The sequence below is a fragment of the Sphaerotilus sp. genome (assembly GCF_034519685.1).
Lineage (GTDB): Bacteria > Pseudomonadota > Gammaproteobacteria > Burkholderiales > Burkholderiaceae_C > Sphaerotilus.
This window is the reverse complement of record NZ_JAXHOF010000007.1, coordinates 158,240-183,437: the sequence shown is the minus strand read 5'-3', so window position 1 is coordinate 183,437 and position 25,198 is coordinate 158,240. Positions and strand designations below refer to the sequence as shown.

The following is a 25,198-nucleotide window of genomic DNA, read 5'->3' as shown; positions in this document are numbered from 1 at the left end:
GTTCGCCGTCAGGAGCCGGCATGAGCCAGGTGGACATCGTCCGTTTGCGCCAATGGGTGGGGCGCGAGAGCCTCGTCGACGACACGCTGTCCGTGCGTCAGGCGCAGTTGATGGCGGCCACGCTGGGCCTGCCGCGCGAGGCCCTGGTCGCGGGGCAGCCGCTGCCGCCACTGTGGCATTGGCTGTATTTCCTCGAAGGCCTGCCCCCGGCGGAACTGGGCCGCGATGGGCACCCGGCGCGTGGTGGATTCCTGCCGCCCGTGCCGCTGGCCAACCGCATGTGGGCCGGCGGCCACCTGCGCTTCGAGGCCGATCTGCCCTTGGGGGCGACCGTGCAAAAGCGCTCGCGCATCGAGGCGGTCGAGCACAAGCAAGGCCGCAGCGGTGAGCTGGTGTTCGTGACGGTGCGGCATGACGTGCTGCTGGACGGATGCGTGGCGCTGTCGGAGACCCACGACATCGTCTACAAGGATCCCGGCCCGCGTGGCCCGGCCGTGCTGCCGCCGGTCATGCCGGTGCCCACGCACAGCGAGCGCTTTGCGCCGAATTCGACGCTGCTGTTCCGCTATTCGGCACTGACCTTCAACGGCCACCGCATCCACTACGACGTGGACTACTGCCGCGACGTGGAGGGCTACGCCAACCTCGTCGTGCATGGCCCCTTGAACGCCACGCTGCTGGCGGCGCATGCCCAGCGCGTGGCGGGCCAGCCGCTCAAGGATTTTCGTTACCGCGGCCTGGAGCCGAGCGTGGTCGGGCAGGAGCTGATCCTGCATGCCGCCGACAGCGAAAGCGGCCTTCTGGTGTGGGTCGCCCGACCTGATGGCACCGTCTCGATGCGCGCTGACGCCAGTTTCTGAAGCCTCTGGGGGCGCGCCTCGTGGTCACTGCGGCTGGAAGCCGCTGGCCTTGATGATGCGCGTCCAGACCTGCTTGTAGGCGTGCTCGCGCTGGCCGAGCTGCTCGGACGGCATGTAGCCGACCGTCAGCCCCATGCCGGTCAGCCGCTCGCGCACATCGGACTGGCCGATGACCTTGTTCAGCGCAGCGCCGAAGCGCTCGATCGTCTCCTTCGGCGTGCCGGCGGGCGCGAAGACACCGTAGTACGGCACGTCCTCGAACCCCGCCAGCCCCAGCTCGGCAAACGTCGGCACGTCCGGCAGCGCCGCCTGCCGCGCCCCGCCGAGCACCGCGACCACGCGCACCTTGCCCGCCTTGTGGTTCTCGATGAAGTCGGGGACGGAGCCGACGCCGGCGGCGATCTGGTTGCCGAGCATGTCGGTCATCATTGGCGCGCTGCCGCGGTAGGGCGCGGAAATCAGGTCGAGCTTGTACTTCTCGCCGATCACCTTGACGAGGAACTCCGGCACCGACGCGGGCGCCGGCACACCGACCGCGCCCTTGCCCGCGCCGGCCGTCTTCACCCAGTTCACATACTCGTTGACCGACTTCGCCGGCGTGCCACCCGAGACGGCCAGCGCGTTGACGAAGGTGGCGAAGCCGGCGACCGGCACGAAGTCCTTGGCCGGATCGAAGCCGGGAGCCTTCACCACCAGCGGCAGGATGGTGATGGTGTGGTCGTGCGACAGGAAGAAGGTCGTGCCGTCGGGCGCGGCGGCCTTGAGCGCCTGCGCGGCGAGCTGGCCGCCGGCGCCGGGCTTGTTCTCGACGATCACGGGCGCGCCGAGTTCGTCCTTGAGCCGCTCTGCCAGCAGCCGGGCGATGGCGTCGGTGCCGCCGCCGGGCGGGAAGCCGACGAGGAGGCGGACGGTCTTGCCGGTGTCGGCGTGGACGGGCACGGCGCTCAGGCCGGTGACGAACGCCGCCGCGAGGGCGAGCAGCAGGCGGCGGGTCGGGGAAATGCGTGGCATGCGGGGATCTCCATCGGGTTGCAGGGCACGCTGCGATGGTAGTGGCAGCGGCAGTGGGTGCCAGCCCTGACATGGAGCCAGCATCGCTGGACATTCCTTTATTGGGAATGTAAATTCCCTACATGGGAATATCTGTCGCCGACGCACTGTTTTCCAGAACGCAGCAACGGGTTCTCGCCGTGCTGTTCGGTCAACCCGACCGGTCGTTCTATGCGAATGAAGTGATCGCCTTGGCCCGGGTGGGCACCGGGTCCGCCCACCGAGAACTCAGTCGCCTGGAGGCGGCTGGGCTGGTCTTGACGTGGTCCGTCGGAAATCAGAAGCATTTCCAGGTCAACCGCGATGCCCCTGTCTTCACGGCCCTGCACACGCTCATCATGCGCACCGTTGGCGCAGCGGGGGTCGTGGGGGAGGCGCTGAAATCATTGGAAAGCCGCATCACCGTCGCCTTCATCTACGGGTCGGTGGCCAAGGCACAAGCCCATGCCGCCAGCGATGTGGATCTGATGGTGATCTCGGACCACCTCGGCTACGCCGAACTGATGAGCGCCCTGCAAGCGCCCCAGACGACCCTGGGGGCGCCTGTCAACCCAACCCTCTACACCGAAGAAGAGCTGGCCCTCCGCCATGCCGAAGGGCGCGCATTCGTGACCCGTGTGCTCGCCCAACCCAAGCTGTTCGTCAAAGGCAACGAAGATGACCTCCAGAGACTCCTCCGCCATTCCCGCGCTGCAGAACCTTGAGCGCATCCGAAAGCTGGATGCAGAGCCGCCCGATGGACGGGAGTTGCGTGGCCTGTTGCACTCTGCCCGCGTACGACTCAAGGACAGCCATGTGGCCAGCCTGTCCATCGAAAGCAGGTTCGATCTGGCCTACAACGCGGCACACGCCACCGCCTTGGCTGCCATGCGGGCGCAGGGCTATCGTTCGGAAAATCGGTACCTGGTCTTCCAATGTCTGGAGCACACGGCAGGCTGGACCGCCCAGCAGTGGCAGATCCTCAACCTCGCCCACGGCAAACGCAATCTGGCGGAGTACGAAGGCGACCTGGATGTCACCGAGGCATTCGTTCAGGCACTCATCACCTGCACCGAAGCACTGCTCGCCCGGGTGACCGCATTGGTGGCCGATCTGGGCATCGCATAGACACGATCGCCCCCAGATCGCCCCCAGCCGGAACATCAACGCCGTGGTGCAGGCCCAGCGGAATCGGGTGCGCCCCGATTCGACCCCGCCACCAGATCAAACCGGAACAGCCGGCACTCGATCGGCCCGTTCCACATGGGCACGCGGCGCGACTCCTTCAGCCGCATTGCCTGCGGCAGCTTGGCGTCCGGGCTGAGCACCCAGGCGGACCAGCCGGCGTACTGGCGCTTCCAGTGCGTGGCCAGCGCGGCAAAGAACGCCTGTGACGTGCCGCCGCCCTCGAACTGCTCGCGCGAGTCGCGGTAGCCGCCCGGGGCAGAGCCGGTGCCCTTGGCGTCGATGCGCTCGCCGTAGGGCGGGTTCAGGATCAGCACACCACGGTCGGCCGGAGCGTTGCGCTGCAGCGCATCGACGGTCTTGAACTCGATGGCGTGGGCCACGCCGGCGCGCTCGGCGTTGCGCGTGGCGAAGTCGGTCATGCGGAAGGACACGTCGCCGGCGTGGATGCGCACGGCCGGCGCATGGATGCGCGCGCGCGCCTCGGCCTTCATCGACTGCCACGCCACCACCTCGGCGCGGAACGGGGCCAGTTTCTCGAAGGCAAACGTGCGCTGCAGGCCCGGTGCCATGCCGCAGGCGATCTGCGCGGCCTCGATGGCGATGGTGCCCGCGCCGCAGCAGGGGTCGAGCAGGTCGCCGTCTTGCGGGCGGCCATACCAGCCAGCGGCGGCCAGCATCGCGGCGGCCAGTGTCTCCTTCAGCGGCGCTTCGCCCTGCACCTCGCGCCAGCCGCGCTTGAACAGCGCCTCGCCGCTGAGGTCGACGTAGAGCTGTGCGTAGTCCTCGCCGACATGCAGCTGCAGCGGCAGATCGGCGAAATGCGGATCGACGTTCGGCCGCTCGCCGGTCTGCTCGCGCATCACGTCGCAGACGGCGTCCTTGATGCGCAGAGACGCAAAATGCAGGCTCTGCAGCGGCGAGCGCACCGCCGAGGTGTCGACGCGGATCGTCTGGCGCGGCGTGATCCAGTCGGTCCACGGCACCGTGCGGGCGATGTCGTACAGATCCTCCTCGTCGCGGTAACGCCCTTCAGCGACCTGCCACAGCACCCGCGGCGCCAGCCGGCTCTCCAGGTTCAGGCGCATCGCGGTGTGGACGCTGCCGATCAGCGAGATGCCACCACGGCCGAGCTGCACCGACTCGGCCGCGCGCGGCGCACCGGCTGCGGTCAGGATGGCGCGCACTTCATCGGCCAGCAGGGGCTCGACGCCGGCAGCGCAGGGCAGAAACAGGGGGGTCGGGTTCAAGGCAGTCATCCGTCTTCGTGGTCAGCCGCGATTGTCGCCCCGGATGCCCCGCCGATACAGGCGCACACGCACAGGTACCGATCGTCACCTCGCGACCGTCATCGACACACCGCTTTCAAACGTTCAATACATCCGGACACTGTCTTAATGGATGGTGTGCATTCCGGGGCACCCGGCAGACTACGCTGGTACCCCTCGACAACGGAGCTTTCGCACCATGATGCAATTCACCCCTTCACGTCCCCTGGTTCTGGCCCTCACGTCGGCCGCGCTGCTCCTGGGCGGCTGCGCCAACATGAGCGAGCGCCAGAAGGGCACGGCGACCGGGGCTGCGGCGGGTGCCGCAGTCGGCGCGGTCCTCGGCAAGGTGACCGGCGGCAAGGCCGGCTCGGGCGCCGTCATCGGCGGCGCGGTGGGCGCCGTGGCCGGCAACCTGTGGTCCAAGAAGATGGAAGACAAGCGCCGGGCCATGGAGCAGGCCACCGAAGGCACCGGCGTCGGCGTGACCCGCACGGACGACAACCAGCTCAAGGTCAACGTGCCCAGCGACCTGTCCTTCGACACCGGCCGCTCGAACATCCGCCCCGAGCTGGCCCCGATCCTGACCAAGTTCGCCCAGGGGCTGGACACGACGATGCGCGTGCAGATCGTCGGCCACACCGACAGCCAGGGCACCGACGCGGTCAACAACCCGCTGTCGCTGGACCGCGCCGAATCGGTGCGCGACTACCTGGTCTCGCAAGGTGTCTCGGCCACGCGGATCGCCGTCGACGGCAAGGGCGAGCGCCAGCCGGTGGCCGACAACAGCACCGCCGACGGCCGCGCCAAGAACCGCCGCGTCGAGATCTTCCTGCGCGAGCCGGAGAAGGCAGGCTCCTGAGCCCGAGGGCGGCGCGCGCATCCGGCGCGGTACCGGGGGGCCTCAACCTTGCCCGCCGGCCGCCGAAACCACGGGGATGCCACACCTCCACCTCCCCGTTTCGCGCCACCTGCTGGCCCTGGCCAGCCTGGCTGCCCTCGCCGGCTGCGCCCTGCCCCCGGCTGAACCCGCCCCCACGGCCCGACGCGAAACCGTCTGGGCCGTGACGGACACGGCCGAGCTGGTCCGCTTCAACGCGGGCCAGCCGCAGAAGCTGCTGCAACGCCTGCCGCTCAAGGGCCTGGCGCCCGGCGAGCAGCTCGTGGGCCTCGACTTCCGCGTGGCCCGGGGCGTGCTGTATGCGCTGACCTCCGGCGGCCAGCTCTGCACGCTCGACACCGCCACCGGGCAGCTCCAGCCGATCGGCACGGCCATCCCGGCGCTGAAGCAGTCCGGCCGCACCGGCTTCGACTTCAACCCCGTCGCCGACCGCGTGCGCGTCGTCACCGAGTCGGGCCTGAACCTGCGCCTGCACCCCGACACCGGCGCCGTCGCCGCGGTCGACCCGGCACTGCAGGGAAGCGGCACCCCGCGCATCGCCGGTGCCGCCTACACCTACCACAAGACCAACGACAAGCTCACGACCAACTACGCCATCGACCTGGTCGCCGGCAGCCTGGTCACGCAGGGCACGCACGAGTCAGTCCAGCCCGCCGTGTCGCCGAACACCGGCCGGCTGTTCACGGTCGGGCCGATGGGCACCGGGCCAGTCGACGACGTGGCCTTCGACATCACCGACACGGACAATACCGCCCTGGCCGCCCTGCGCCAGCAAGGCCGCACCCGGCTGCACCAGCTCGACCTGGCCACCGGCCGCGCCACTCTGCTCGGCAGCATCGGCAACGGTCAGGCGCTATGGGGCATGGCGATCGAGCCGTGACCTCTGCTGCTCAGGCTCGGCCGCTCAGTCCCACTGCAGCAGCTCGGCCAGCCGCCGCACCACCCACACCGCCTCCTCCGGCGTGAAGCCGGAATCGGGCGACTGCAGCCCCGCCTCCATGCGCATCAGCACTTCGTCCTCAGACACGCCGAGGTCTAAGTGGATGTGCTGCGCCTGCGCGACGAGCTGCTGCGCGAGGTCTTCGCAGGCCTCGTAGCGCACGCGCACCTCGGCGATCGGGGTGCGCAGCCGCGTGCGGTGGCGGTCGCGGTGCAGGTCGAGGAAGGACTCGGGGATCAGGATCTGGTTGTCGTGGTCGTCGGACATGGCAGGACGTGCAAGGTCAGTGGGCCGGCGCCGACGACGCATGCGCCGCCTTCGCCAAGGTGAACCAGGTCAGCACACCGGCGATCAGCGCGCAGCCACCGATGCCGGTGACCATGGGCAGCGGCGAGCCGTCGACGAACTGCGAGATCACGCCCATCACGACCGCGCCAGTGACCATCTGCGTGGTGCCGAGCAGCGCGGACGCCGTGCCGGCGATCTCGCCATGGGTCTCCAGCGCCAGCACCGCCGTCGTCGGCACCACCAGCCCGAGGCAGCCGAAGCTGAAGAACACCAGCACGCTGAGCACATCCAGCCGGTCCACCCCGAGCGCGAACAATGCCCACAGCAGCAGCGCGATCGAGGCGAAGCCCGCGACGCCCGCTTCCACCACGCGCACCAGCCCGTAGCGGGCACAGAGCCGGCCGTTGAACTGCGCGATGCCGATGAAGGCGGCGGCGTTGATCGAGAAGAAGAAGCCGTACTGCATCGGCGTGACGCCGTAGTGGCCGATCAGCAGGAAGGACGAGTTGCCCAGGTAGGCGAAGAAGGCCGACATGCCAAAGGCGCCGATCAGCGTCAGCGCCATGAAGTGGCGGTCGCGCAGCAGCGTCCAGTACGTCGCCAGCACACCGCCGAGCGTCGAGGCGGTGCGCGAGGCGGCGGGGCGGCTTTCCTCCAGCTGTGACACCAGCAGCGCGATGCCCAGCACGCCCAGCGCCGACACGGTCCAGAAGATCCAGCGCCAGCTCGCCACCGAGATCACCAGGCTGCCCGCCAGCGGCGCCAGGATCGGCGAGACGCTGAACACCAGCATCAGCATCGAGGTGAGCTTGGTCGCCTCCACGCCGGTGTGCAGGTCGCGCACGACGGCGCGCGGGATCACCGTGCCCGCGCAGGCGCCCACCCCGGCGATGAAGCGCAGCACGATCAGTGTCTCGATGTCCGGCGCCAGCGCGCAGCCGATGCTGCCGGCGACGAACAGCGCGAGCCCGAAGTACATCGGCGGCTTGCGGCCGAAGTGGTCCGACAGCGGGCCGTAGAGCAACTGGCACAGGCCGAGCGCCAGGAAGAACACCGTCAGGCTGAGCTGCACCTGCGCCACGTTGGCGTTCAGGCTGTGGCCGATCTCGGGCAGCGCCGGCAGGTACATGTCGATCGCAAACGGACCGATCGCGGAAACCAGGCCGAGCACGAGGGCGTGGCGGAAGAGGGCGGACTGCATGGGGGGAGGCGGCCGGGGAGGACGCGAGCGGGCAAGCGGATGATGGTAACCGGGGTGGGTTTCCTCTGTGTGGCCGCCTGAGTCACCCACCCCACACCCCGCCATCCTCGCGAAGGCGAGGATCCGCGTTATGCGCAGACCGTGGCGAGACTTCATGGTCCGGCGTGATCAGTCGGACGCCTACCGTTTTGTCGTGGTCAAGTTTTTTCGGACAGTCCGATAGGTAAAAAGCGGGTTCAGGCGGACTGGCGCTCGAAGTCAGCCGGGGAGAGATAGCCCAGGGTGGAGTGCAGGCGCACAGGGTTGTAGAAGCGCACGATGTAGTCGGCGATGTCGGAGGCCGCCTCGGCGTGGTTGGCATAGTCACGCTGCCAGACACGTTCGGTCTTGAGGCTGAGGAAGAAGCGCTCCATGACGGCGTTGTCCCAGCAGTTTGCCCGGCGACTCATGCTGCAAACGATGCCGTGTTGCTGGAGCATGGCCCGGTGGACGAGGCTGGCGTACTGGCTGCCGCGGTCAGAGTGGACGATGAGCCCGGGCGCAGGCCGGCGCACGCTCAGGGCCATGTGCAGCGCCGAGCAGACCAACTCGGCAGGCATGCTCGGCGCGCAGGCCCAGCCGACGATCTTGCGCGAGTACAGGTCGAGCACGGCGGCCAGGTAAAGCCAGCCGCTGCGGGTGCGGATGTAGGTGATGTCGCACACCCAGGCCCGGTCGGGGGCGGTGGGCTGGAACTGCCGGTCGAGCACGTTGTCGGCCACGGCCAGATCGTGCCGACTGTCAGTGGTGTGGACGAACTTGCGCCGCCAGCGGGCCTGCAGGGCGTGGCGCCTCATGAGCGTGCGTACCCGGTGGCGGCCGACCTCGACACCCTGCGAACGCAGCGCGGCCGTGAGCCGGCGGCTGCCATAGCAGCGCCCGCTGGCCTCGAACGCCGCCTTCAGCCGGACACCGGTGGCGCACACGGCCTCGGGTCGACCGGTACGCACCCGCCAGGCGTAGAACCCCGAGCGGCTGACCTCCAGCAGTGCGCACAGCCTGCTCACCTCGGCCTTCTTCGCCGCCTGCTTGATCACCTCGTAGGTCACCGCAGTTCCCGGGCAAAGAAGGCAGACGCTTTTTTTAACAGCGTGACGTCCTCCTTGAGGCGACGGTTCTCGGCCTCCAACTCGCGTATGCGCTGCTGGTCGCCCGTCAACGGCTTGCCCTGCCCGGGCCCACCCGCCTGCTCCGCATCGTACTGTTCCACCCAGCGTCGCACCGCGCTGTCCACCAGGTCCATGTCCCGGCACACCTGGCTCAGGCTCACGTTCTGTTCTCGAATCATCCGCACCACCTGCAGCTTGAAGGCCGGGTCGAACTTTCTTCGCGGTTGTTTGCTCATGTCTGTCATGTTTTCCTCTTCGGGTCAAAAATCCCCTATCGAGGTGTCCGTTTAAATTGGACCACGACATTTTGCCGGAAGCTTGATTTCTGCGCGTTCCCCGCTACGCTGCCCGACGCACTGCCGGGAGGGACAGGGAATGGGGTGGATACAAAAGATCACAGGATGGTTGGCGCCAGCACCGACGCCAGCGCCCGTGCAACTGCTCGGAACGCTGCCGACGCAGCCCGCCACGGCGGTCACCGTGCAGGACGGCGCTGCCGCCATCGGTGAAAAGGCGATCGCGGTCGGGGCGGGCAGCGCGCTGGTGATGGGCAACAACACCGGCATCATCCAGCTCCTGATCCAGCAGGGCACCCAGCCCGGCGCGACGGCCCAGCAGATGCGCAGCGCCTATCTCGCGCACCTCGTCGGGCAGCTCAACCACTTCGCGCTGTCTGGTGAGACGGGCGCCTCGCAGATCCGGCTGTCTTCCGTCTACACCGCCTTGCTCACGGAGCGTGCGGAGGACGTCGCCCTTGCGCAGCGTCAGATGGAGAAGGCGCCGCCCCTGTCTGCCGTCGAGGTGATGAACCGGGAGTCGCATCTGGTACTGCTCGGCGGCCCTGGCAGCGGCAAGAGCACCTTCGTCAACATCGCCGCGCTGGCGATGGCGGACGAGCTGCTGGGCGAGGACGGGCTGGGACTCGGGCTGGCGTGGCTCACGGCACCGATCCCGCGTGCGCGGGACGAGCAGGAAGACAAAGACAAGGAATCGCCAAAACCCCAGCGCTGGGACCACGGCGCGCTGCTGCCGGTGCGGGTCGTGCTGCGCGATCTGGCGGCGCAACTGCCGGCGCCGGGCACGCCGATCACGGCCCAGGTGGTCTGGAACCACATTGCTCGCAACCTGCGCACCAACAAGCAGGACGCCTTCGAGCAACCGTTGCTTGGCGAGCTGCAGGGCGCAGGCGGGCTGGTCCTGTTCGACGGCCTCGACGAAGTGCCCGACGCCGACACGCGCCGCGTCCAGATCCAGCAGGCGGTGGAAACCTTCGTGACTGCATTCCCGCGCTGCCGGGTCGTGGTCACAAGCCGCACCTATGCCTACCAGGAGCAGCAGTGGCGACTGAACGGCTTTGCGGACGTGAAACTCGGGGACTTCACGCGGGCGCAGATCCACGGCTTCGTGCAGGCATGGTTCGGGCACATGGTCGAGCTGGCGCGCATGAGCGAAGCGGCCGCTCAGGACGGGGCCGAACGGCTGACGCGGGAGACCGACCACAACCCGAGCATCGGCGAGCTGGCGATGCGCCCGCTGCTGCTGACGCTGATGGCGCAGATCCAGACCGAGCGCGGCGGCAGCCTGCCGGAGAACCGCGAGGCGCTGTACGACCGCGCGGTGGACATGCTGCTGAACCAGTGGGAGAACCTGAAGGTGCATGTGCGCGACGACGGCACGCGCGTCGTGCTGCCGAGTCTGGCGGAGTGGCTGAAGTCGAGCCGCAAGGACATCCGCGCACAGCTCAACCGGCTGGCGTTCGAGGCGCACCGCGACCAGCCCAAGCTCGAAGGCACCGCCGACATTCCGCAAGGCCAGCTCACGCTGGCGCTGCTGAATGCATCGAACGATCCGAACGTGATGGTCCGCCAACTGGAAGACTACCTGCGCGACCGCGCCGGCCTGCTGTCGTCGCAGGGGGTCGGGCGCTACCAGTTTCCGCACCGCTCGTTCCAGGAGTACCTGGCCGCCTGCCACCTGACCGACGCCGACTTCCCCGATGCACTCGCCGAACTCGCGCGCGCTGATCTGAACCGCTGGCGCGAGGTCACGCTCCTGGCCGCCGCGAAGGCGGCGACGGGATCGAAATCGACGGTCTGGGAGCTGAGTACCGCGCTGTGCTGCAAGGGCCGAGACGACAGCGACGCCGACCGCCACGGCGCGCTGCTGGCCGGGCAGGTGCTGGCCGAGAACGTCGAGCTGCGCAACGTGCCCGAGCGGCGTGAGTCCCACCTCGCGTTGATGCGCGACTGGCAACTGAAGCTGCTGCGGCACCCGAAGCTGCTGGCACAGGAGCGGGCGTTGGCCGGGTGTACGCTGGCCGAGCTGGATGACCCGCGGCCCGAGGTGACGGGCGTGGATGCGATGCAGTTCTGCTTCGTGCCAGCGGGGGCGTTCACGATGGGCGGCGAGAGCTGGGACGACCATTCCTTGCCCGTGCATCCGGTCGATCTGCCCTCGGCGTATTTCATGGCGCGGTATCCGGTAACAACGGCGCAATGGCTGGCGTTCGTCAACGACGGCAACACGCCCGACGACACGGACAGCCTCGGCGTTCGCTCGAACAATCCCGCGCTGCATGTGACCTTCCACGACGCCCGCCGCTTCTGTGCATGGCTGACCCGGCGCTGGCGCGACCGGCTGCCAGCGGGGTGGGAAGTGGCGCTGCCATCCGAAGCGGAATGGGAGAAGGCGGCACGCGGCGGCGACCGTGTCCCTGTGGTGCCTCAGCCGGTCGGGATCGACGCGATCACGCGCGTTTTGGGCCAACCGTCCGGTGCGTTGCAGCCGAACGGCAACGTGCAGCGTGTCCATCCCTGGGGTGACGACTTCGATGCCGAGCGGGCCAACAGCATCGAGGGCGCGATCGGGCAGACCAGCGCGGTCGGCGCCTTTCCGACAGGGGCGAGCCCCTATGGCTGCGAGGAAATGGCGGGCAACGTCTGGGAATGGACACGCAGTCTATGGAGCACGGATCTCAGGGAGCCAACCTTCAAGTACCCGTATGAGCTGACAGCGAAGCGTGAGCATCTAGATGCTCCAGATGATGTGTGGCGGGTCGTGCGCGGCGGTTCGTGGTTCGATTCCGCGGACAGCCTGCGTTGTGCCTGCCGCTTCAGGTTTCTCCCTGGCGGCCGCGGCAGCTTCTTGGGGTTCCGTGTGGTGTTGCGGCGTTCCCCTGTTTGAGTTCTCGGGCCTCGGCCAGCTCTGCACTCTGCTACTCGGGTGACTCGGCGCCTCTGGAGGGGGTGCGGGGGAGACTTCCCCCGCCCGCCGCAGGCGGGGCGCGGCGGATCGGTGGATCTGACCGCGCCCCGGCTCGTCTATGCGCCCATCGCCCGTGACGCCCTGCGGGACCACGCTGCTCGCTCCCTGGCGGGCGGGCTGGCGAGTGGACCAGACCTGTCTGGCGCTGTTCTTCTTCCTTCGCCTCGGCGGGGGAACGTCCTTGCGAACGTCAACCCGCATTGCCGGAACGCCGTCGGTGCGGGTGACCGATGCGCCACCGTGTCGCGAGGGCCGACACGGCCAGAAGAAGGGGCTGAAGAACATGGGAACACCGCAACACCACACAGAACCCCAAGTTGTTGTTGCGGTTGTCGGGGTGATTCCTGTTGCGGTAGGCACAACGCAGGTTGTCCGCGGAATTGATCCACGACCCGCCGCGCACGACCTCTCCAGACGGCCTGGCCAGCGCGGTGAAACGCTGGCGCGGCCAACATACGCCGCCTGCAGCGGCGGGCGGGGGAAGTCTCCCCCGCGCGCCCTCCAGAAGCGCAGAGCCTCCCGAGTAGCAGAGTGCCGAGCTTGCCGAGACCCGAGAATTCAAACAGGGGAACACCGCAACACCACACGGAACCCCAAGTTGTAGCCGCGGCTGCCGGGGTGACCCCCGCCGCGGGCGGCACAACGCAGGCCGCCCGCGGAATTGAACCACGACCCGCCGCGCACGACCAGATCGCTATCGCTATCGCTTTTGCTGTAGGGACTCTTGGTCCACTCCCAGACATTGCCAAGGATGTCGTACAGCCCGTATCCATTGGCCGGAAAGCACCCCACGACCGAGGTATCACCGATTCCACTGTCGTTGTAGTTCGCCTTCTCCGGGTCCGCCTTCTTCTTGTCCCACCAGTAATCCCAATCGCCCGGTTGGCCGCCACGCGAGGCGTGTTCCCACTCGTGCTCGTCCGGCAGATCCGCCCGCCAGCCATCAGGCAGGTAACCCGTGCCGGTCAGCCATTCGCAGTACGCCAGTGCCTCGGCGTGGTTGACGTAGCACACCGGACGGTGGTCCGGGTCGCGCAGGCAATCCGGGTCACCTGGCTCGAAGCCGCTGTCTACGACGAAGGCTCGGAACTGCGCCACCGTGACCGGGTAGCGGGCGAAGCGCAGGTCGTCGCGACAGGGGATGGAAACGAAGCCGAGGTCATCGCCGCAGGGCAAAAAGTAGTTTTCCGCATCAAAGCGTGGATCAAACGCCCCGATCGCATCCCCCAACCGGGAACGCACCTTCGCCGGCAGCCCATTGACCGTTGGTTCGCTCGGAAACGCGCCACGCATCAGCGCCGCCACGACCCGATCCGCCATCACCCGGCGATACGGCTCGACCAGCACCGACTCCTTGCCGATTTCCTTCAGTTGCAACCCGGCCAGCCGCGCGCAGAGCCAGTCCGCTTCCGTCGGCGAATCAGGCAGCGGCCAGGATTCCACCAAGGCTTGCGCGGCCAATGTGCCCCGCTCCGCCCCGGCCACCCGTGCCGCCAGCACCAGCGGCAACTCCCACAGCGCTGGATCACTGCGCGCCAGCGCGATGCACTGGCGGGCCATCTCCGGCTGATGGGCCATGTGACAAGCCGCCAAGTATTCGCGGAAGCTGCGGTGCGGGAACTCGAAGCGGCGCGGCGAGCGATCGCCACCGTCCCAGCTCAACAGGCCGGTACGCTCGACGATGTACGTCACCACCTTCTGCGCACACCCCAGCGGGTCGCCTACCTCGGCGAACAGTTTCCGGAATCCATCCAACAGCCGGTATTCGCTGACCGCCGACTCCTTCGCTTCGTGGGTCTCGAAGGCGACCTGTTCCAGCGTCGGCAACAGGCTCTCGATGCGGAGATGCGGCAGATCGAGCAGCCGGCGCCGGCTGGCCCCCGCGCCATGCTTGTGCTTGTCATCCCAGCGCATCAACAGCAGCGTGACCGCCTCCTTGTACAGATCGGCGCGGGCGTCCGGTAGCCGATCGACCGTGTGCAGCGCCGCCATCAGCGTCAGCAGCAACGGATTGGCCGCCAGTTCACGCAACTCCGGGCGTCGACTCGCCTGCTGAAGATCCGCCACCAATACGGCCGAATCGGCGCGCAAGTTCCAGCCGTGCCGATCCGCTGCGTCGTACCAGCGGCCGATGAAGTGATCGATCTGCGCCTCGGTCAGCGCCGCCAGGGCGTATTCACCCTTGGCCGCCACCAGGTCGCCCTTCCAGGCGTTCGGCCGCACCGTGCGCAGGAAGCGGCTCTTGCTCCTCGTTCCGCCGAGGCTGAGTTCCAGTGCCTCAATGCCTCTCAGCACCTGCTCGCACTGCGCGGGCGTGCCGCACTCGTCCAGCCCATCGAACAGGAAGAACACGCCACGCTGGATCGCCACGCTCTTGAGGTACTTCACGGGCAGTTCATGCCCGGCGCCCCTCAGCGTATCCGCGATGAAAGTCCATAGCCGCTCGGCCGTGCCTGCGTCCGACGGCGCCAGCGATGCCGCGAAATGCCGCAGGGTCACGCGGATCGGCAGCAGCGCGTCATGCGGCCAGGCTTCTCCCAGCATCGTCGACTCCTCGCCTAGCCATGCCCGCGCCAGCACCACCAGCATCCAGGCGCCGAAGGTGCTCTTGCCCCCGCCGGCTGCGCCGAGCAAGGTCAGGCTGCGGTGATGCGCCAAGGCTTCGAGGGCTGTGACCGGGCGCTGTTCCTGTTCCTCTGGCGACGATCCCGCCCGACCAGTTTTGCCACGCGACCGCTGACGCGCCGGGTCGAGCCATTGCGCGAGCGTCAGCCCTTGCGGAATCTGCGTGCGCGTGTCGAGCGGCTCGAACACGTCGTCCAGTCGAAGTGGCTCGCCGCCGGTCGAGGCGCGGGTGTCAATTCGGTCGAGCGGCAGCGGCGTCAGCGTGTCGATCAGCGCATGCAGGTAGCAGCGCAGCGCCGACTCGTCCGGCACCACCACCAGCCCGGCCAGCATCTCGGGCTGCAGCAGGAGCGTGATGTTGTACTGGTCCCCGCCGATGACATCGCGCCCGGCTGTCACGTCCCCAAGCGCGGCCATGCCGCCGCCCGTGTGGACGGATGGAGCGGGTTCAGCGCCCATCGCGCTTCTTCCCGAGATTGAACTGGTTGCCGCCAACGACCTGCTGTGCGTTCACCGTGCCGCCGAAGTAGCCGCCGCCGCCGGTGTTCACGGTGCCGGTATTAATGGAGCCGTGGTTGTCACCGTTGACGATGAAGCCGCCTTGGCCAACCGCCTGGGCATTCGTGCCCTGCGCAATGGCACCACCGCCGTGCAGCGTCGCCGTGTTCGTGGGAGCAGCCGCAGCGAGCGAAGCCGCCGTCTCCGGCCCCGGCAACGTGCCGAATGCCCCAGCCAGCGCCAGCTTCTCCAGTTGATCGCCGAAGTGCCGGCACAGGGCGTCCTGGTTCTTGTACGAGGTGTAGAAGTGGCCCATCTTCTTGAGCTTGCTGCGGAAGGCATACAGGCTGGCCTGATCGTCATCGTCCAGCGGATGCCCGCTCGGAGCGTCCTTGAAATACGTGTAGATCAACGGCCGCCCCGTCGCCTTGAACTGCCCGAACGCCGTCTCGAATTCCTCGGCCGTGTACATCCCGACCTTGGTCCAGAACAGCATCACGAACACGTCGCAGCCCTTGAGCGCCTTGTTGTATTCGTCCTGCAGCCGCGTCTGCGAGATCGCATCGATGAAGTTCTCCCAAAGCTCCAGCTTCAGGAACACACCACGCTCGTGCCAGCGATCGTTCTGCCGGTTGATGAAGATCTCGAACTCGCGCCGGTCCTCGACCAGCTCGGCCGATGAGGCCAGAAAGATCCGCCGTTTCTCGCTCTTGTTCATGTGCTTTGCCCCCTGCTGGAAAAGTGCAAAAGCATAGCGTCAGCGGTTGCAGGCTAGCTGTCTGGCGCGGCCCGCGTTCGAGGTTCACCTCACATAGAGTTGACCAGAACAGCCGATGACCTCAACACGATGTGAGGCCCCGGCTTGCCGACGCTCAGGCCGCGCTGGCGCCACCCGCCCGCCGCGCCCGCACCGCCTCCGCCAGCCGCCGCAACACCGGCTCCGTCTGCGCCAGGCTGATGCACGCATCCGTGATCGACACCCCATGCCGCAGCGGCTCGCCCGGGCGCAGATCCTGCCGCCCTTCCTCCAGGTGGCTCTCGATCATCACGCCGGTGATGCGCCGCTCGCCGCCGGCGATCTGGCCGGCGATGTCGTCGGCGACGTCGATCTGGCGGCGGTGCTGCTTGCTGCTGTTGGCGTGGGAGAGGTCGATCATCACCTGCTCGCGCAGGCCTGCGCCGCGCAGCAGCGTGCAGGCCGCTTCCACGTCCGCCGCGCTGTAGTTCGGCGCCTTGCCGCCGCGCAGGATGACGTGGCAGTCGGCGTTGCCGGTCGTCTCGAACACGGCGGCCACACCCATCTTGGTCATGCCCATGAAGGCGTGCGGCGCGCTGGCGGCCAGGATGGCGTCGGTGGCCACGCGCACGCCGCCGTCGGTGCCGTTCTTGAAGCCGACCGGGCAGCTCAGGCCCGAGGCGAGCTGGCGGTGGCTCTGGCTCTCGGTGGTGCGCGCGCCGATCGCGCCCCAGGAGATCAGCTCGGCGATGTACTGCGGGCTGAGCAGGTCGAGGAACTCGCTGCCCGCCGGCAGACCGAGGCCGAGGATGTCCAGCAGCAGCGCCCGTGCCCGCTCCAGCCCCTCGTTGATGGCGAAGCTGCCGTCGAGGTGCGGGTCGTTGATGTAGCCCTTCCAGCCCACCGTCGTGCGCGGCTTCTCGAAATACACGCGCATCACGGTGACCAGCTCGCCGCGCAGTTCGTCCGCCAGCGGCTTCAGGCGCGCGGCGTATTCGAGCGCCTGCGCATGGTCGTGGATCGAGCACGGCCCGACGACGACCACCAGCCGGTCATCGCGGCCGTGCAGCACATTGGCGATCTCGCCGCGCGCTTGCTCGACCAGCGCCTGCGCCGACTCGCTCACCGGCAGCCGCTCGTGCAGCAGCGCCGGGGTGATGAGCGGGCGCACGGCGTCGATGCGGGTGTCGTCGGTGCGGGTGGTGTCGCGGGTGCTGCGGCGTGGGCCGGCTTCGCGGTCGAGGTGGGGGGTGTCGGTCATGCGCATGGCGCGATTGTCGCGCCGCGGCCGCCGGCTGCAGGCACACTGCCCCGATGGACGATACCGACCGCCACCTGATCTCGCTGCTGCGCCAGGACGCGCGGCTGACCGTCGCGGCGCTGGCCACCAAGCTCGGCGTCTCGCGCGGCACCGTCACCAACCGGCTGCGCCGGCTCGAAGACGAGCAGGTGATCGTCGGCTACACCGTGCGGCTGCGCCCGGACGCTGAGCCGAACCAGATCCGCGCCTGGATGGGCGTGCTGGTCGAGGGCAACCAGACCCGCGAGGTCATCGCCAACCTGCTCGGCGAGCCGGGGGTGCAGGCGCTGCACGACACCAACGGCCGCTGGGACTTGCTCGCCGAGCTGCGCGCGGACTCGATGGCCGAGCTGTCGCGGGTGCTGGAGCGGGTGCGGCTCATCAAGGGCATCCGCACCACCGAGACCAGCATCCTGCTGGCAAGCTACCGCTGACGGAGCACCCCGAACAGATCCTTCGGGTTCGCCGCCTGCGGTACCAGGTCGATCTCGCGGCCCAGGCCCAGCGCACGCGCCGTGTCCTGCACGAAGCACAGCGCGGCGTAGTCCTCCAGCGCGAAGCCGACCGAGTCGAACACCGTGACCTGCTCGGCCGAGGTGCGCCCCGGTGCCTGCCCGGCCAGCACCTGCCAGAACTCGGTCACGGGGAAGTCGGCGGGCATCTGCTGCACCTCGCCCTCGATGCGGCTCTGTGGCGCGTATTCGACAAAGACCGGGCCGCAGCGCAGCACGTCCGGGTGCAGCTCCGTCTTGCCGGGGCAGTCGCCGCCGACGGCGTTCAGGTGCATGCCCGGCGCGATCAGGTCGGGCGTCAGGATGGTGGCGTTGGCCTTCTCCGCCGTCACGGTCGTGACGATGTCGGCGCCCTGCACGGCCTCGCGGACGCTGGCGCAGACCGTCACCGACAGGCCTCCGCCGGCAAGGTTCCCGGCGAGGTTGGCCACCAGCTTGGCGGTGGCGGCCGGGTCGGTGTCGAACAGGCGCAGCTCGCGCACGCCGACGAGGTCGCGGAAGGCGATGGCCTGGAACTCGCTCTGCGCGCCGTTGCCGATCAGCGCCATCACGCGGCTGCCGGGGCGGGCGAGGTGGCGTGCGGCGGTGGCGGACATCGCGGCGGTGCGCATCGCGGTGGTCAGCGTCAGCTCGGACAGCAGGCGCGGCGTGCCCGTGGCCACATCGGCCAGCACGCCAAACGCCATCACGGTCGGCAGGCCGGCGCGGGTGTTCTTCGGGTGGCCGTTGACGTACTTGAAGGTGAAACGCTCGGCGTCGGCGATCGGCATCAGCTCGATCACGCCGTCGGCAGAGTGGCAGGCCAGGCGGGCACTCTTGTCGAAGTCGTTCCAGCGCAGGAAGTCGACTTCGATGCGCTCGGCGATGCCCCGGAGGCAGGCGGGCAGGCCGACACGCTGGACGAGGCGGACCATGTCGGCCACGCCGAGGTAGAGGGTGGTGGCGGTGGTGGTGCCCGTGGTGGCGGCGGCGGTGTGCATCGAAGTCTCCGGAAGCGCTGGGGTTTCGGTAGAGTCTCCCGGAGGTCGTTGTCAGGCGGAAGCGCATGAACTGTCGCGTTCTGCTGCGGTATCTGCCGAAATGACAGGCTTCGCTGCCACATTGCCGCCACATTGCCGTCACCTGGCGGTCATCCCACCCTGCCCCACCATGCACCAGCCCCCATCCTCCCCCCTGCGGCGCCTTGCCGGCGTGGCCCTCGCCTGTGGCGTCCTCGGCCTGCTGCCGGCCTGCAGTACCGACCAGTTCTGGCAGATCGGCCAGGCCTGGCAGCGCGACCACTGCATGAAGCTGCCCAACCACCAGGACCGCGCCCGCTGCCTGGCCGACATGAGCCGCTCGCGCGAAGACTACGAGCGGCAGGTCGACGGGCTGCGGCCGGCGAAGCCGTAGCGGCGGGGCCGCGGGCTGGCCATGCGCCGGCCGTCACGCGCCGGTCAGGGCACCCGCTGGAAGCCACGGGCCTGGTGATCGGCCACACAACGGTCATCGCTGCCACGCTGGATGTTGTAGCCAATCAGACCGGCCGCCGCCGAGCCGACGCGGCTGCCGCCGCACTGCGCGACCGCGCCTGTGGACGGGTGTTTCAGCACCGTGACGGGGGTGGCGCACCCCGCCAGCAGCGCCGCGCCGAGGGTCAGCGCGAAGCAGATCGAACGAGACTTCAAGGGCAGGGAAGACATGGCGGACTCCTGGGTTGAGACGTCCCGATTGTCGAGTGGCCCGCGACACCGACACCATATGGGGCAGCCCTCAGCCCGACAGGCGCTCGACCCGGATGCCCTTGAACTGCCCCGCCACCGGCGCGCCCGCCCCGGGGTTCGCGGGCGGTGGATAACGGGCCGGATCGAAGCGGTGCAGCAACTCGGCCTCCCGCACCCGCGCCAGCGCGAGGTTGGCGAGTTTCACGTGGCCGAAGCCGCGCACCGTGTGCGGCACGCTGGCGATCTGCACGGCCAGCGCGCGCCGCCGCGGCGAGGCGTCCACCGCCAGCGCGGCGAGCAGCTCCTGCACGCGGGCCTCGTAGGCGGCGATCAGCCCACGCTCGGTGCGGCGCTCGTCGGTGTGGCCGAACGGGTCGAATGCGGTGCCGCGCAATGCCTTGCCCTTGGCGAGCCAGCGCATCGCCGGCAGCAGCCAGCCGCCCAGGCGGAGCTTGCGCGGCGGCTGGCCGTCCTTCGGGCGGCTGAGCAGCGGCGGGGCCATGTGGAATTCGAGCTGGAAGTCGCCTTCGAACTGGGCGTCAAGCCCTTGGCGGAAGGCGGGGTCGGTGTAGAGCCGGGCGACCTCGTATTCGTCCTTGTAGGACATCAGCCGCAGGAATTGTGTTGCTACCGCGCGGGTCAGCGACAAGACATCCCCGTCGCCCGCGGCGGGGGGGGTTTCCCCCTTTCGGGGGGAGGGGGGGGGGGAGGTGCACGCGCATGATTCGGTGGTGGGGGGGTTGGGTCGGACCGCGTCCACCAGCGTGCGCCAGCGCTGCGCCCAGGCGGCGTGCTGGTAGCCCGTTAGGTGCGCCATGCCGCGTGCAATCAGGGCGTCCAGCGGCTCGACCACGGGCGCGTCCTCCGCCGGCTCGTCCAGCAGCGCCCGGCACGCCGCCGGGTCCGCCGCCGCCAGCCGCCCGAGCGCGAAGGCGTTCTGGTTGTTCTCCACCGCCACGCCGTTCAACTCGATCGCCCGCCGCATCGCCGCCAGCCCGACCGGCACCAGCCCCGCCTGCCACGCGAAACCGAGCGCCACGATGTTCGACACGATCGCGTCACCGAGGAAGTCCTGCGCCAGCCGCTGCGCGTCCAGCGTGCGCACCTGCGCGGCGCCGGCGGCGTGCGCGATCTTCTCCAGCAGCAACGGTGCCTTCAGGCTCGCGTCCGGGTTGTGCAGCGACGCGGCCACCGGCGTCTCGTGCGTGTTCGCCAGCACGCGGGTGCGGCCGTGGCGCACGGTCTGCAGCGCGTCAGCAGAGGCGCCCACCACGAGGTCACACGCCAGCAGCGCGTCCGCCTGCTGCGCGTCGATGCGCACCTGGTGCAGCCGCTCGGGCCGGTCCGCCAGCCGCACGAAGCTCAGCACCGCGCCGCCCTTCTGCGCGAAGCCCATGAAGTCGAGCACGCTGGCGGCCTTGCCTTCGAGGTGCGCGGCCATCGCGATCAGCGCGCCGACCGTGACCACGCCCGTGCCACCGACGCCGGTGACCAGCAGGTCGTAGGGCGCCGCCCAGGCATGCGGCGCGGGCAGCGGCAGCGCGTCGATGCGGCGCTGGAACGGGCTGTCCACCCCGGCTGCGCCGACCAGCGCGCCGACGTGCCGCTTCAGCCGCCCGCCGACCACGCCGACGAAGCTCGGGCAGAAGCCCTTGGCGCACGAGTAGTCCTTGTTGCAGCTCGACTGGTCGATGCGCCGCTTGCGGCCAAACGCCGTCTCCTCGGGCAGCACGGCCACGCAGTTCGACTGCACCGTGCAGTCCCCGCAGCCCTCGCACACCGCCTGATGGATGAACAAGCGCTTCGGCGGATCGACCAGTTCCTGCTTCTTGCGCCGGCGCCGCTTTTCCGCTGCGCAGGTCTGCTCGTAGATCAGCACCGTGACGCCGGGCACTTCGCGCAGGCGGCGCTGCACGGCGTCGAGTTCGCTGCGGTCGTGGAAGGTGGTGCCGGGCGGGAACTGGGCGTGCTGGCCGTCGTATTGGGCGATGTCGTCGCTGAGCACCACGACCTGCCGCACGCCCTCGGCCTCGACCTGCCGCGCGATGCGGTCCACGCTCGTCACGCCGTCCACCGGCTGTCCGCCAGTCATCGCCACCGCGTCGTTGTAGAGGATCTTGTAGGTCAGCGTCGCCTTGGCGGCCACCGCCTGGCGGATCGCGAGGTAGCCGGAGTGGTAGTAGGTGCCGTCGCCGAGGTTCTGGAAGACATGCGGTTCGCGGGTGAACATCGCGTGCGAGACCCAGTCCACGCCCTCGCCGCCCATCTGGATCAGGCCCTCGGTGTCGCGGTCCATCCAGGTCGCCATGAAGTGGCAGCCGATGCCCGCCTGCGCCCGCGAGCCTTCGGGCACCTTGGTGGAGGTGTTGTGCGGACAGCCGGCGCAGAAATACGGCGCCCGCCGCACGCCGTCCGCGTCGTTGTGCAGCAGCGCCGGCAGCGTGAAATCGACGACCAGGTGCCGCCGGTCCAGCGCCGCAAACCGCTCCGCCACCCAGCGCGCCACCAGCTCGATCAGCCGCGACGGCCGCAGCTCGCCCAGCGCCGACACCAGCGGCTGGCCGGCCGCGTCGCGCTTGCCGAGCAGGGTGGGGCGCTGGTCGGCGGGCGCGTTGTAGAACAGCTCGCGCAACTGCGTCTCGACCACCGGCCCCTTTTCCTCGATGACGAGGATCTCGCGCAGCCCGGCGGCGAAGTCGGTCAGCCGCGTCGGCTCCACCGGGTAGGTCAGCCCCACCTTGTAGAGCCGCAGGCCGGCCGCGGCGAGGTCGTCCGGCGAGAGGTCGAGCCGGCGGAACACCTCCATCAGGTCCACATGCGCCTTGCCGGCGGTGACGATGCCGAACGTGGCGTGCGCGGACGCGATCACCGTGCGGTCGATCGGGTTGACGCGGGCGAAGGCGCGCACCGCGTCGAGCTTGGCGTGCAGCCGCGCCTCAATGGTCAGCGAGGGCAGGTCGGGCCAGCGGTAGTGCAGCCCATCGACGGGCGGCGTGTAGCCGGTGCGGGCGCACACGGTGTCGCCGTCCTGCCAGGCGGCCACGCGCTGCGCGAGGGTGTCGAGGTCCACCGTCGTGCCGCTTTCGACCACCTCCGACAGCGCCGTGAACCCGACCCACGCGCCCGAAAACCGCGACAGCGCCCAGCCGTAAAGCCCGAACTCCAGCATCTCGGCCACCGTCGCCGGCGACACGGTCGGCACATTCCACGCCTGGAACGCCTGGTCGCTCTGGTGCGGCGTCGAGGACGACACGCAGCCGTGGTCATCGCCCGCGACGACCAGCACGCCGCCGTGCGGGGACGAGCCGTAGGCGTTGCCGTGCTTGAGCGCATCGCCCGCGCGGTCCACGCCCGGCCCCTTGCCATACCAGAGCGCGAACACGCCTTCGACCGTGCGCTGCGGGTCGGATTCGACACGCTGCGTGCCGAGCACGGCGGTGGCGGCCAGCTCCTCGTTGATCGCGGGCAGGAAGCGGATGCCGAGTGCGTCGAGCCGGGGCTGCGCCTTCCACACCTGCTGATCGACCATGCCGAGCGGCGAGCCGCGGTAGCCGCTGAGGAAGCCGGCGGTGTGCAGGCCGCGCTGGGTGTCCAGCGCCTGCTGCATCGCCATCAGGCGGATCAGCGCCTGCGTGCCGGTGAGGAAGACCGTGCCCGCCGTGGCCCACAGGTTGTCGGACAGGCGGTAGTCGGCGCGCAGGACCGGGGCGTGGGCGGTGGCGTGGGCGGTGGCGTGGGCGGTGGCGAGGGGGGTGTTCATGGCGAACACTGTAGGCAGCTCGGTCGATCGACTGGTTCTTTTCTTCCGCCTGTTTGGCTGAAAATAGGAATGAACCAACCAGATGCTGCGGAGACACGCGAATGGATGAACTTGACCGCCGGGACGCCCTGATCCTGACCGAGCTGCAGCGCGACTCGCGCCAGTCCATCGCCCAGATCGCCGAGCGCACGGGGCTGTCCACGACGCCGTGCTGGAAGCGGCTGCGCGAGCTGGAGGCGCGGGGTGTCATCACCGGCTACACCGCGCTGGTGGACCGCGAACAGGTCGGGCTCGGCCTGTGCGTGATCGCCGAGGTGAACCTCTCGCCGCACACCGAGGAGACGGTGCAGCGCTTCGAGCGCGCCGTCGCCGCCTGCCCGCCGATCGTGAGCTGCTACAGCACGACCGGGCAGAGCGACTACGTGATGCGCGTGCTGGTGCGCGACATCAAGGCGTATGACCGCTTCCTGCACGACACGGTGTTCAAGCTGCCAGGCGTCACGCATGTGCGGTCGAGCATGGTGCTGCGGGAGGTGAAGGGGCAGGGACGGCTGCCGATCGAGGTGCCGGGGGGTGGGGCAGCGTGATCCGGGGCAGCTGCGGCCAACGGGTCGGTGCTTGACCCTGTGCAACCATTCAAAGATCGGTGGTGCAAGGCTCCGGAGTATTCGGCTTTACATGAACTGAAAATTCGTCGTGCGAGCCGGCTTGTCCGGCAAAGTGGACGATGCGTTTTTCGAGCCGCTGGACGACTGACCCACCCGACGCTGCCATTCGCCATTCGCCATTCGCAAACAGCGAATGTGCGTCAGCATCACCCCGCCGCCAGCGCCCTTCCGATCAGGATCTTCTGCACATCACTCGTCCCCTCGTAGATCTGGCAGACGCGCACGTCGCGGTAGATGCGCTCGACGGGGAAGTCGCTGACGTAGCCGTAGCCGCCGAAGGTCTGGATCGCCATCGAGCAGACCTTCTCGGCCATCTCGCTGGCGAACAGCTTGGCCATCGCGGCTTCCTTCAGGCAGGGCAGGCCGGCGTCCTTCATCGACGCGGCGTGCCAGATGAGCTGGCGTGCGGCTTCGAGCTGCATCGCCATTTCGGCCAGCCGGAACTGCACCGCCTGGTGCTCGAAGATCGGCACGCCGAAGGCCACGCGCTCCTTGCTGTAGCGCAGCGCCGCCTCGAACGCCGCGCGCGCCATGCCCAGGCTCTGCGAGGCGATGCCGATGCGCCCGCCCTCCAGCCCGGCCAGCGCGATCTTCAGCCCCTGGCCCTCGTCGCCGAGGCGGTTCGCCGCCGGGATGCGGCAGTTCTCGAACAGGATCTGCGCGGTGTCCGAGCTGTGCTGGCCCATCTTGTCTTCGAGCCGCGCCACCGTGTAGCCGGGTGTCGTGGTCGGGACCAGGAAGGCGCTGATGCCGCGCTTGCCGGCGGCCTTGTCGGTGACGGCCATGACGATGGCCACGTCGCCGTGCTTGCCGCTGGTGATGAACTGCTTGACGCCGTTGAGCACATAGTCGTCGCCGTCGCGCACCGCCGTGGTCCGCAGTCCGCCCGCCTCCGACCCGACATGCGGCTCGGTCAGGCAGAACGCGCCGAGCATGTCGCCGCGCGCCAGCGGCTTGAGGAAGGCCTGCTTCTGCGCCTCGTTGGCGAAGCCCATCAGGATCGAGCAGACGGGGCAGTTGTTGACGCTGATGACGGTGGAGGTGCCACCGTCGCCCGCGGCGACCTCTTCGAGGATCAGGGCGAGCGCCAGGTAGTCGAGGCCCGCGCCGTCGTACTCGGTCGGCACGGCCACGCCGTAGCAGCCCAGCGCCGCCAGCCCCTTCAGCTCGGCGGCGGGGAAGTGGTGTTCCTTGTCCCAGCGCGCCGCGTGGGGGGCGATCTGGTCTTGGACGTAGGAGCGGATGGCGTCCTGGATGGCGCGGTGGTCGTCGCTGAGCAGCATGGGAGTGTCTCCGGGGTCTTGTGTGGTGA

Annotated in this window: 22 protein-coding genes; 9 read left to right on the top strand and 13 right to left on the bottom strand. The window is 68.9% G+C overall.

Features of this window, described 5'->3' with window-relative positions:
• Positions 1-20 precede the first annotated feature (20 nt).
• Positions 21-860: an HTD2 family dehydratase gene (locus U5O44_RS22760; protein WP_322590715.1), complete on the top strand. Its 840-nt coding sequence runs from the start codon at positions 21-23 to the stop codon at positions 858-860.
• 24 nt (positions 861-884) lie between these two features.
• On the opposite strand, the gene U5O44_RS22755 is transcribed toward U5O44_RS22760, so the two are convergent.
• A complete protein-coding gene (locus tag U5O44_RS22755) occupies positions 885-1,871 on the bottom strand; it encodes a Bug family tripartite tricarboxylate transporter substrate binding protein (protein ID WP_322590714.1) in 987 nt (328 codons plus the stop codon).
• 122 nt (positions 1,872-1,993) lie between these two features.
• Between U5O44_RS22755 and U5O44_RS22750 the strand changes: the two genes are divergently transcribed.
• Together U5O44_RS22750 and U5O44_RS22745 are read left to right on the top strand one after the other, a co-directional pair.
• Positions 1,994-2,614: a nucleotidyltransferase domain-containing protein gene (locus U5O44_RS22750; protein WP_322590713.1), complete on the top strand. Its 621-nt coding sequence runs from the start codon at positions 1,994-1,996 to the stop codon at positions 2,612-2,614.
• Positions 2,568-3,017, top strand: coding sequence for a hypothetical protein (locus U5O44_RS22745; RefSeq protein ID WP_322590712.1), 450 nt, complete (start codon positions 2,568-2,570; stop codon positions 3,015-3,017). Before U5O44_RS22750 ends, U5O44_RS22745 begins: the two co-directional genes overlap by 47 nt.
• Before the next feature lie 35 nt (positions 3,018-3,052).
• Here the strand turns inward: U5O44_RS22745 and U5O44_RS22740 are convergent, their stop codons facing one another.
• Positions 3,053-4,333, bottom strand: a complete 1,281-nt coding sequence (locus U5O44_RS22740) for a THUMP domain-containing class I SAM-dependent RNA methyltransferase (RefSeq protein ID WP_322590711.1) — start codon at positions 4,331-4,333, stop codon at positions 3,053-3,055.
• A gap of 208 nt (positions 4,334-4,541) precedes the next feature.
• Here U5O44_RS22740 and U5O44_RS22735 point away from each other — a divergent pair, with 208 nt between their 5' ends.
• The gene (locus tag U5O44_RS22735; RefSeq protein ID WP_322590710.1) at positions 4,542-5,204 is read left to right on the top strand and encodes a YiaD family glycine zipper/OmpA-like lipoprotein; all 663 of its coding nucleotides are present in this window, start codon (positions 4,542-4,544) and stop codon (positions 5,202-5,204) included.
• 76 nt (positions 5,205-5,280) lie between these two features.
• The gene (locus tag U5O44_RS22730; protein ID WP_322590709.1) at positions 5,281-6,123 is read left to right on the top strand and encodes a DUF4394 domain-containing protein; all 843 of its coding nucleotides are present in this window, start codon (positions 5,281-5,283) and stop codon (positions 6,121-6,123) included.
• Positions 6,124-6,147: 24 nt separating this feature from the next.
• On the opposite strand, the gene U5O44_RS22725 is transcribed toward U5O44_RS22730, so the two are convergent.
• From U5O44_RS22725 to U5O44_RS22715, 3 genes are all read right to left on the bottom strand, one after another.
• A complete protein-coding gene (locus tag U5O44_RS22725) occupies positions 6,148-6,450 on the bottom strand; it encodes a hypothetical protein (protein ID WP_322590708.1) in 303 nt (100 codons plus the stop codon).
• A gap of 16 nt (positions 6,451-6,466) precedes the next feature.
• A complete protein-coding gene (locus tag U5O44_RS22720) occupies positions 6,467-7,672 on the bottom strand; it encodes a multidrug effflux MFS transporter (RefSeq protein ID WP_322590707.1) in 1,206 nt (401 codons plus the stop codon).
• A 236-nt stretch (positions 7,673-7,908) separates the two neighbouring features.
• Positions 7,909-9,065, bottom strand: a protein-coding gene (locus tag U5O44_RS22715) for an IS3 family transposase (RefSeq protein ID WP_416222103.1) whose coding sequence is annotated in 2 segments (ribosomal slippage) — positions 7,909-8,783 and positions 8,783-9,065 — 1,158 coding nt in all. Because the reading frame shifts where the segments join, the coding sequence is not laid out codon by codon here.
• Between the two features lie 187 nt (positions 9,066-9,252).
• Between U5O44_RS22715 and U5O44_RS22710 the strand changes: the two genes are divergently transcribed.
• On the top strand, positions 9,253-12,003 hold the full coding sequence (locus U5O44_RS22710; protein ID WP_322590706.1) for an SUMF1/EgtB/PvdO family nonheme iron enzyme: 2,751 nt from the start codon (positions 9,253-9,255) through the stop codon (positions 12,001-12,003).
• 271 nt (positions 12,004-12,274) lie between these two features.
• On the opposite strand, the gene U5O44_RS23095 is transcribed toward U5O44_RS22710, so the two are convergent.
• From U5O44_RS23095 to U5O44_RS22695, 4 genes are all read right to left on the bottom strand, one after another.
• Entirely contained in the window at positions 12,275-12,487 is a 213-nt protein-coding gene (locus U5O44_RS23095; protein ID WP_416222231.1) for a hypothetical protein, read from the bottom strand.
• 155 nt (positions 12,488-12,642) lie between these two features.
• Positions 12,643-15,168, bottom strand: a complete 2,526-nt coding sequence (locus U5O44_RS22705; protein ID WP_322590705.1) for an SUMF1/EgtB/PvdO family nonheme iron enzyme — start codon at positions 15,166-15,168, stop codon at positions 12,643-12,645.
• Positions 15,158-15,925 (bottom strand): hypothetical protein, encoded by a 768-nt coding sequence (locus U5O44_RS22700; protein WP_322590704.1) that lies wholly within the window; start codon positions 15,923-15,925, stop codon positions 15,158-15,160. Before U5O44_RS22700 ends, U5O44_RS22705 begins: the two co-directional genes overlap by 11 nt.
• A 154-nt stretch (positions 15,926-16,079) precedes the next feature.
• A complete protein-coding gene (locus U5O44_RS22695; protein WP_416222230.1) occupies positions 16,080-17,210 on the bottom strand; it encodes a 3-deoxy-7-phosphoheptulonate synthase in 1,131 nt (376 codons plus the stop codon).
• 47 nt (positions 17,211-17,257) lie between these two features.
• Between U5O44_RS22695 and U5O44_RS22690 the strand changes: the two genes are divergently transcribed.
• Positions 17,258-17,677 (top strand): Lrp/AsnC family transcriptional regulator, encoded by a 420-nt coding sequence (locus tag U5O44_RS22690; protein WP_322590703.1) that lies wholly within the window; start codon positions 17,258-17,260, stop codon positions 17,675-17,677.
• On the opposite strand, the gene U5O44_RS22685 is transcribed toward U5O44_RS22690, so the two are convergent.
• Complete coding sequence (locus U5O44_RS22685; protein ID WP_322590702.1) at positions 17,668-18,735, bottom strand: ornithine cyclodeaminase; 1,068 nt, start codon at positions 18,733-18,735, stop codon at positions 17,668-17,670. The two genes, U5O44_RS22690 and U5O44_RS22685, sit on opposite strands and share 10 nt — an antisense overlap.
• A gap of 169 nt (positions 18,736-18,904) precedes the next feature.
• On the opposite strand from U5O44_RS22685, the gene U5O44_RS22680 reads away from it, so the two are divergent.
• On the top strand, positions 18,905-19,147 hold the full coding sequence (locus tag U5O44_RS22680) for a hypothetical protein (RefSeq protein WP_322590701.1): 243 nt from the start codon (positions 18,905-18,907) through the stop codon (positions 19,145-19,147).
• A gap of 44 nt (positions 19,148-19,191) precedes the next feature.
• On the opposite strand, the gene U5O44_RS22675 is transcribed toward U5O44_RS22680, so the two are convergent.
• Together U5O44_RS22675 and U5O44_RS22670 are read right to left on the bottom strand one after the other, a co-directional pair.
• Positions 19,192-19,437 (bottom strand): hypothetical protein, encoded by a 246-nt coding sequence (locus tag U5O44_RS22675; protein WP_322590700.1) that lies wholly within the window; start codon positions 19,435-19,437, stop codon positions 19,192-19,194.
• A 70-nt stretch (positions 19,438-19,507) separates the two neighbouring features.
• Positions 19,508-23,218: an indolepyruvate ferredoxin oxidoreductase family protein gene (locus U5O44_RS22670; protein ID WP_322590699.1), complete on the bottom strand. Its 3,711-nt coding sequence runs from the start codon at positions 23,216-23,218 to the stop codon at positions 19,508-19,510.
• Between the two features lie 101 nt (positions 23,219-23,319).
• On the opposite strand from U5O44_RS22670, the gene U5O44_RS22665 reads away from it, so the two are divergent.
• Positions 23,320-23,805: an Lrp/AsnC family transcriptional regulator gene (locus tag U5O44_RS22665; protein ID WP_322590698.1), complete on the top strand. Its 486-nt coding sequence runs from the start codon at positions 23,320-23,322 to the stop codon at positions 23,803-23,805.
• Between the two features lie 227 nt (positions 23,806-24,032).
• Here U5O44_RS22665 and U5O44_RS22660 read toward each other — a convergent pair whose 3' ends face one another.
• Entirely contained in the window at positions 24,033-25,169 is a 1,137-nt protein-coding gene (locus U5O44_RS22660) for an acyl-CoA dehydrogenase family protein (protein WP_322590697.1), read from the bottom strand.
• Between the last annotated feature and the right edge of the window lie 29 nt (positions 25,170-25,198).